Here is a 7717-nt window from a genome sequence, read left to right as displayed (position 1 = left end):
TCGGGGATAAACCGGTCCCCTTTAAATCCTGATTTTTCATAATATTGACATTTATTAGTCAACTTTTTTCAGGACGAGACAATTAAAATAAAAATCCCCGCAATTGCGGGGATTTCTGTATTTAGAAAGTACTGTTAACTTAAGACTGTTAACCGTAAACTTAATTAAGCTATTTTAAAACGCTTTCTGTCGTTCTCGTTAAGATAGATCTTACGAAGACGAAGGCTCTTAGGAGTTACCTCTACGTATTCATCTTTCTGGATGTACTCCAATGCCTCCTCAAGAGAGAATTTGATAGCAGGGATAATCCTTGCTTTATCATCAGCACCAGACGAACGAACGTTAGTAAGTTTTTTAGTTTTGGTTACGTTAACAACCATATCATCACCACGAGAGTTCTCACCGATTACCTGACCTTCGTAGATATCCTCGTTAGGATCAACGAAGAATTTACCACGATCCTGAAGTTTGTCAATTGAGTAAGGAATAGCTTTACCATTCTCCATAGAGATAAGCGATCCGCTCAAACGTCCAGGTATTTCTCCTTTAAACGGTTGGTACTCAAGGAAACGGTGTGCCATGATAGCCTCACCTGCAGTAGCAGTAAGCAACTGGTTTCTTAATCCGATGATACCTCTTGACGGGATATTGAACTTAACGATCATACGCTCACCTTTAGGCTCCATACTTAGCATTTCACCTTTACGCATAGTAACAAATTCTACTGCACGTCCTGAAAGGTTTTCAGGTAGGTCGATTGTAAGTTCTTCGACAGGCTCACATTTAACACCATCGATTTCTTTGATGATTACCTGTGGCTGACCGATCTGAAGCTCGTATCCTTCTCTTCTCATTGTTTCGATAAGAACTGATAAGTGAAGTACACCACGGCCAAATACCATGAATTTATCAGCACTGTCAGTCTCATTAACACGAAGCGCAAGGTTTTTCTCAAGCTCTTTGGTTAACCTGTCTTTAATGTGACGTGAAGTAACGAATTTACCTTCTTTACCAAAGAAAGGAGAGTCGTTGATAGTGAAAAGCATACTCATTGTAGGCTCATCGATAGCGATAGACTCAAGAGCTTCCGGATTTTCAAAATCAGCAACAGTATCACCAATTTCGAATCCTTCAAGACCTACGATAGCACAGATGTCACCAGCAGTTACTTCTTCTACTTTACGACGTCCAAGACCTTCGAAAGTGTGAAGTTCTTTAATTTTTGATTTTATGATCTTACCATCACGCTTAACAAGCGAAATGTTCATACCTTCTTTTAATACACCTCTTTGAAGACGTCCGATAGCGATACGACCTGTAAAGCTAGAGAAGTCAAGAGAAGTGATAAGCATTTGAGGCGTACCCTCAGATACTTTAGGAGCAGGGATGTGCTCAAGTACCATATCAAGAAGTGGCTCAATGTTTTCAGTCTGGTTTTTCCAGTCAGTACTCATCCAGTTGTTTTTAGCTGAACCATAAACTGACGGAAAGTCAAGCTGCCATTCTTCAGCACCAAGTTCAAACATAAGGTCGAATACTTTCTCATGAACTTCTTCAGGAGTACAGTTTTCTTTATCTACCTTATTGATAACCACACATGGCTTAAGGCCAAGGTCGATAGCTTTCTGAAGTACGAAACGTGTTTGCGGCATTGGTCCTTCAAAGGCGTCAACAAGTAGTAATACACCGTCTGCCATGTTAAGTACACGCTCTACCTCGCCACCAAAGTCGGCGTGGCCCGGAGTATCGATAATGTTGATTTTAGTTCCTTTGTAAGTAACCGAAACGTTTTTAGAAGTAATAGTAATACCTCTTTCACGCTCAAGGTCGTTGTTATCCAGGATAAGATCGCCTGTGTTTTCGTTCTCACGGAACAGTTGGCAATGGTACATGATTTTGTCAACCAATGTTGTTTTACCGTGGTCAACGTGGGCAATGATCGCAATGTTTCTAATTGACTGCATTATATATTTTTTTTGAAGCGGCAAAGGTACACATTATTTTGACAAAAAAAACATTAGTTATGAGCAAGTTAGGTTTTATTCACTAATGGTTTAAGGCTGATATTTCAACAATCGCATTATAACACACCCATTATAGCCAAATTACAAAACTATTCTCAGTAAAGTAACAGTATTACTGCGATTGTTACCAAAAGATTATTTAATTTGTTTTACAATAATATAATATCCAATTCCATATGAAAAGTATCAAATTTTAATAAAAAAATCCCCTCCAGTTTCCTGAAGGGGATTTTTCATCTAACTAATCTCAATTTAATTATTTCTTTTTCATTATATCCATAAAAGGCTTGAGTTTTCCGCTGTCTATCCCCCCTTTTTGAAGAATTCCGACAATGGTCATTACATTGTTTGGGGTCATATCATCACCCAAAACCCTTAGCACACCCATTCCGGTATCCTTGTTGTGCAGGAATACTACAAACTCTTCTATATGCTCGCCCTCGCCTTTAGTGTTTACTGAAATACCTCCACCGCCAAGACTCATTTTCATAAGCTCATCATAGTGATCTTCTTTCAGTACATTTTTAATATTCGCTTTTTCGGCATCATACGTTTTAGCATTATTGTCTGTAGATTTAAAAATCAACACATTTAGCTTATCGACAGACTCCAGGGCTTTTTGCTCATCTTCTGAAAGCTTAAGCTTATCGGTTTTAATGATGCTTTTACCAATGTCTATCGTTGAGAAGTTTTTCTCTTCAGACTTTTTTACAAAATACTTCTGTAACGTAGGTTTCTGATCGCATGATGCCAACACAAGCATCATAAGTACTGAGATATAAAAATAACGTTTCATACTCTTTATTTTTTAGACGCTTTTTTAAGTGATGGTCCACCGGGAAGCTGCATATAATCCGTCAGGAATGATATCTCACTAAGATCAAAGTTACCTGTAAGCGACATTAGTACAGTACTCTCTTTAGCATTACCGCCTTCCATAAACATTAGCAACTCTTTAACCTGAGAAGAAGTAGCACCCGATTTTACATAGATCTTAACCGTTCTGGTCCCTTCATTCATACGCATCAGCTCTTCAAGCGGGTACTTTTTAAGGTAACCGTCTACCGTACCTTTCATCTCAGACACGATCTTTGCATTGGTCGTAGAGAATACTTTAAGGTTATCAAGCTTCTTGATAAGGTTAAGATATTGCTGTGCTGATTTGTCCTTAGGGTCCATTTTAACGTTACCCATAAGTTCAAACATTTTCTTATTCACTATTACCGCATCTACACCATCTTTTTCAAACTTGTCAAACGCTGAAGTGGTTTGAGCAAGAAGGATAGAAGGCAAAACCGCCAGTAACATTGTGATTATAAACTTTCTCATTGTGATCTCTTTATTTTCGTTTGCTGTTGTTTTTGGTATTTGGGGTCTTACTTGGCTCCTTTTTCGCCTTTACTGCCTTTGCAGCCTTTCAGTCCCTTAAAATCTTTAATATCATTAAGGTCTATTTTACCGGTAAAAGATATAAGAACGGTTTCATCTTTTTTGTCGCCATTCTCAACAAACACAAGCCCCTCGGTAATAATATTCTCGGCACTGCCCTGTTTTACATATATCTTAACTTTAGATCCGCCTTCGGCAATAGACATTAATTCCTGAAGCGAATTGGCTTTAAGGTGATCGGAAACTGCTTCGCGCAACTGTTTCTTATATTTCTTTTCAGTAGTCGTAAGGACTTTTAAACGATCAATTCCTTTAGCAGTTTTAAGATACGAACCTGCATCTTCTCCCATTGACGAGCTATCAATACTCGAAACTAATTCAAACAATTCTTTATTCAAAGTAATATTTGCTATGCCCTCTACATTATCGAATTTAGAGAAAGCATTTGTTTGTGCAAAAGTTACAAACGGCATTGCTGCCAGTACTAAGGTTACTATAAACTTTTTCATGATGTTATTCTTTAGATTTTTGTTCTACGTGATGTTCTTTACGTTTTTCTTTGATGATTTCTTTGGTAGTTTTTTCATATTCTTTACCTACCTGATGTACACTCCCCATACCGATATTTACATTCGTAGAAAGCATCTGCAGTGCTTTTTGGGTCTCCCTGAAAGCTACTTCGGGATCGTCATAAGTACCAAGATCTTCCTCAGTTGGTTGGGTATTATAGAAGGTTAACAATCCTCCCAGAAGAACAACGCTTGCTGCCACCGACATCCATCGGCCATAATGCCTTTTAGTTTTTAATGGTAAGGTTTTATCAAACTTTTGTTCTTCCTGCTGCGAAAAATATCCAAACAAAGGCCTGTATTGTTCCAGATGCGGCGCCACATCCGGCGAAGAGAAGTAAAGCTTTAAATCCTTTTCTTCGGCAATAGTAGTCTCTGCGTTAAAATATTTCTCCAGTAGTTTTTCAATTACTCTTAATTCCATAGCTGTGTGTTTTTGCGAGTTGTTCCCTTAATGTTTTCCTTGCTCTCGATAGTGCCACCCTTACGGCGGTCTCGTTCATATCCATTATTTTGGCAATCTCTTCAAATTCATATTGTTCTATATCCCTCATCTGCAAAATCATTTTTTGCTGTTCGGGTAATGTTTCCATAATTTTTTCTACCCAGCTCCAGCTGTCACGGTCTTCCGCCTGTTGTTGTAGCCCTGCCTGCCTGTCGCTATAGTTATTATGTACTATGCGCATTTCAGTCGCTCTTTTCGATTTGAGCTGATCAAGGCAGTAATTTTTTGTCATGGTCATGGCAAGGGCTTCAACACTTGAATAAGATTCCAGCTTACCCTTGTTGTTCCAGAGCTTAACCAGCACTTCCTGCGTTGCGTCCTCTGCCTCCTCGGTGCTTACAAGCAACCTTTTTGCCAACCGGAAAACCCGGTCTTTAAACGGAGTGATGACTTTTATGAAATCTGACTGATTCATAATCGGCCTTTTGGTTTGTTAGTGGTTTATAAAAGGAAGACGATTAGCAACTATTTTTGTTACAAGCATATTAAAAATAATTACATTTACGTTTTAAAAGTAACTAAAAAACGCTGAATGAAAAAGATTAAAACCTTGCTGGCGTGCCTGTTTTTGGCCGCTTTTGCTTTTCAGGGATGTGAAGACATGGATGATAATGCCGTTCCTGTAAATGATTTTATCTGGAAAGGACTTAACCTTTATTATTTATGGCAGGCTGATGTACCTAACCTGGCCGATGACCGTTTTGCTAACCAGGAACAGCTTAATAATTTCTTAGAAGGCTATGGTTCACCGGAAAGCCTTTTTGAAAGCCTATTGTACAGGCATTATCCGGATGGATCTAAAGCCGATCGTTTTAGCGTAATCTTCTCTGACTTCAGGGTTCTTGAAAATACACTACAAGGAGTATCTACAAGCAACGGTGTTGAATTTGGCCTTGTTTATGCAGATGAAGGCATGACTAATATCTTTGGTTACGTACGCTATATCCTTCCGGGTACAGATGCAAGCAATAAAAACATACAGCGTGGTGATATCTTTTATGCCGTAAATGGCGAACAGTTAACTGTAAACAATTATAGTGACCTTTTAGCCCAGCAAGCCTATACACTTTATCTTGCTGATTATGTAGACGGAAACATCGTTCCAAACGGGGAAACTGTCAGTCTTTCTAAAGCTGAGTATGCTGAAGATCCTGTGTATAGTGTTAAAGTTGTTGAAAATGGCGCTAACAAAATAGGCTACCTTATGTATAATGGGTTTTATGCCAATTATGATGCTACCTTAAATAATGCTTTCGGAGAGCTAAAAGCTGCCGGTGTAACCGACCTCGTTCTGGATCTTCGTTATAACGGAGGCGGATCTATCCGAACTGCTACTTACCTTGCAAGTATGATAACGGGCCAGTTTAATGGAGAAATGTTTGCTAAACAACAATGGAATAGTAAACTTCAGGCGTATTATGAAAGTAACAATCCGCAGGCACTGGTAAATAACTTTACTGATAAACTTAGTAACGGAACAGTTATCAACAGCCTTAATCTTAACAGGGTATACATTATTACTACCGCATCAACAGCATCGGCTAGTGAACTTGTTGTAAACTGTTTAAAACCGTATATATCCGTTACACAGATAGGTGATACTACAATAGGAAAAAATGTAGGTTCTGTTACCTTGTATGACTCGCCGGACTTCACTAAAAAAGATGTAGATGGAAGCCACCGCTATGCAATGCAGCCTATTGTGTTAAGAACTGTAAACAAAGCCGGTTTTGGTGAATACAGCTCTGGTATAGTACCGGACATTCAGCACAAAGAAAGCTATGGTAACCTTGGTGTTATTGGTGATCCTGCTGAACCATTATTTGCAGAAGCTATTGGCCTAATAACAGGAACAGGCAGCCCTGACCGCAGAAGACCTTCTAAAGAATTCAAAAGTTTTAAAGGCACAAAAGAATTGCGCCGCTTTGGCACCGAAATGTACCTTGAAGAAATGCCGGAAAGTTCTTTAGGTCTTATGAAACAACTACAATAAATAGAGTATAACTGAAAAAGGCTTTCACAATGTGAAAGCCTTTTTTGTTTCAGACAGAATTGTAAATCTTTCTGATAGCAATTATTATGAAGTTTTCTGTTTCGAGCCGGCAGCTAAACCCTCTGCCGGCTCATTTAACTAAACAGAAAAATCAGAACATTCTTAGTCGTTAAAATAGAAACCTGAAGGTATAACTCCAACTACAAAGTCATTTTGAAGTACTCCTGCAGCAGAGTAAATATAAACTTTACCGGCAGCATTATAATCACCTGCATCAGCAACGTAAATACGTCCATCTTCTACAGCAAATCCATAAATTCCATAAACGCCCTGATCAGCAGTTGTGAATAATGGAGAAGCAGGAAGTGAACCTGAAGCTATTGGAGTTGAATATACACCGTTATCAATAGTATAGAAAATGTTATTATCTTCTATAACAAGGTTAGACGGGTGTGTAGCCGCTGCAAAATCAAGAGTTTTGGTTACTGTATTGTTGTTAAGGCTGATAACATTAAGTTCTCCTGCTGTTTCAACCTCTCCCCATGAAGGAACACCTCCACATAATACATAAAGATTACCATTTTCTACCTCTAATGAATTTGGCACATCACCAACAGTGATTGATTTTGTAACCGTATTGCTTGAAGCATCGATTACGCTAACAGTATTACCGTAGTTGTATCCACCTGAGTGAGCAACATAAAGTTTACCATTCTCTTCTACAATGCTTTCAGGGCCTTCAGCTACAGGAATTGTAGCACCCACAGTATTTAAAGCAAGGTTTATAACCGCCACATAATCATCTGTAGCTACAGTAGCATCACCCCAACAGGTAACATAAGCTTTACCGTTAGCAAAAGCAATATATCTTGGGTTTACAAGTCCTGTTGAAATAGTTGTTTCCCCTGCAAAAGTGTAACGATTTACAACTTCAATTTTGTTAGATCCGTTAAGAACGATGTAAGCAAGATCACCGTTAAAGCCCATATCCTGTGCTGTATCGCCAAGAAGACCACCACCGTTTACCAATGAAAAGATATCATTCTCAACCTGAGCACCTGCTGCTTCAGAAAGGAAAGATACCGAAGCGTTACCTTTAAGGAATCCGCCCTCGTTAAGGATAAGCACTCCATTGTCATAAGCTCCAGATGGTACATCTTTATTATCATCATCGCTACATGACACGAACAATAGCGAACCCGCTACAGCTGTTAAGATTAGTTTGTGTAGTTTCATG

The 7717-nt window shown here is 38.8% G+C and carries 8 protein-coding genes; 1 reads left to right on the top strand and 7 read right to left on the bottom strand.

Features of this window, described 5'->3' with window-relative positions:
• Window positions 1-164 precede the first annotated feature (164 nt).
• From typA to ACFSR3_RS14540, 6 genes are all read right to left on the bottom strand, one after another.
• Entirely contained in the window at window positions 165-1964 is a 1800-nt protein-coding gene (gene typA, locus ACFSR3_RS14565; RefSeq protein ID WP_379822002.1) for a translational GTPase TypA, read from the bottom strand.
• Window positions 1965-2280: 316 nt separating this feature from the next.
• A complete protein-coding gene (locus ACFSR3_RS14560) occupies window positions 2281-2820 on the bottom strand; it encodes a DUF4252 domain-containing protein (protein ID WP_379822000.1) in 540 nt (179 codons plus the stop codon).
• Between the two features lie 5 nt (window positions 2821-2825).
• On the bottom strand, window positions 2826-3353 hold the full coding sequence (locus ACFSR3_RS14555; RefSeq protein WP_169519961.1) for a DUF4252 domain-containing protein: 528 nt from the start codon (window positions 3351-3353) through the stop codon (window positions 2826-2828).
• A 47-nt stretch (window positions 3354-3400) separates the two neighbouring features.
• Window positions 3401-3922: a DUF4252 domain-containing protein gene (locus tag ACFSR3_RS14550; RefSeq protein ID WP_379821998.1), complete on the bottom strand. Its 522-nt coding sequence runs from the start codon at window positions 3920-3922 to the stop codon at window positions 3401-3403.
• Between the two features lie 4 nt (window positions 3923-3926).
• Window positions 3927-4406, bottom strand: coding sequence for a hypothetical protein (locus tag ACFSR3_RS14545; protein ID WP_379821995.1), 480 nt, complete (start codon window positions 4404-4406; stop codon window positions 3927-3929).
• Window positions 4387-4902 carry an RNA polymerase sigma factor gene (locus ACFSR3_RS14540; protein WP_114758381.1) on the bottom strand — a complete coding sequence of 172 codons (516 nt, stop codon included), beginning with the start codon at window positions 4900-4902 and terminating at the stop codon, window positions 4387-4389. The genes ACFSR3_RS14545 and ACFSR3_RS14540 overlap by 20 nt, the downstream gene beginning before the upstream one ends.
• A 117-nt stretch (window positions 4903-5019) precedes the next feature.
• Here ACFSR3_RS14540 and ACFSR3_RS14535 point away from each other — a divergent pair, with 117 nt between their 5' ends.
• On the top strand, window positions 5020-6480 hold the full coding sequence (locus ACFSR3_RS14535) for a S41 family peptidase (protein WP_379821993.1): 1461 nt from the start codon (window positions 5020-5022) through the stop codon (window positions 6478-6480).
• Between the two features lie 162 nt (window positions 6481-6642).
• Here the strand turns inward: ACFSR3_RS14535 and ACFSR3_RS14530 are convergent, their stop codons facing one another.
• Window positions 6643-7716 carry a YncE family protein gene (locus ACFSR3_RS14530; protein WP_379821991.1) on the bottom strand — a complete coding sequence of 358 codons (1074 nt, stop codon included), beginning with the start codon at window positions 7714-7716 and terminating at the stop codon, window positions 6643-6645.
• Between the last annotated feature and the right edge of the window lies 1 nt (window position 7717).

The sequence above is a fragment of the Flavobacterium suzhouense genome (genome assembly GCF_042684765.1).
GTDB lineage: Bacteria > Bacteroidota > Bacteroidia > Flavobacteriales > Flavobacteriaceae > Flavobacterium > Flavobacterium suzhouense.
The sequence above is the reverse complement of the archived record's forward strand: the minus strand, read 5'-3'. Positions and strand labels throughout refer to the sequence as shown.

Coding starts and splice junctions, on each gene's coding strand:
- ACFSR3_RS14530 (WP_379821991.1), bottom strand. CDS start 7,716: ATGAAACTACACAAACTAATCTTAACAGCTGTAGCGGGTTCGCTATTG.
- ACFSR3_RS14560 (WP_379822000.1), bottom strand. CDS start 2,820: ATGAAACGTTATTTTTATATCTCAGTACTTATGATGCTTGTGTTGGCA.
- ACFSR3_RS14540 (WP_114758381.1), bottom strand. CDS start 4,902: ATGAATCAGTCAGATTTCATAAAAGTCATCACTCCGTTTAAAGACCGG.
- ACFSR3_RS14555 (WP_169519961.1), bottom strand. CDS start 3,353: ATGAGAAAGTTTATAATCACAATGTTACTGGCGGTTTTGCCTTCTATC.
- ACFSR3_RS14545 (WP_379821995.1), bottom strand. CDS start 4,406: ATGGAATTAAGAGTAATTGAAAAACTACTGGAGAAATATTTTAACGCA.
- ACFSR3_RS14535 (WP_379821993.1), top strand. CDS start 5,020: ATGAAAAAGATTAAAACCTTGCTGGCGTGCCTGTTTTTGGCCGCTTTT.
- ACFSR3_RS14550 (WP_379821998.1), bottom strand. CDS start 3,922: ATGAAAAAGTTTATAGTAACCTTAGTACTGGCAGCAATGCCGTTTGTA.
- typA (WP_379822002.1), bottom strand. CDS start 1,964: ATGCAGTCAATTAGAAACATTGCGATCATTGCCCACGTTGACCACGGT.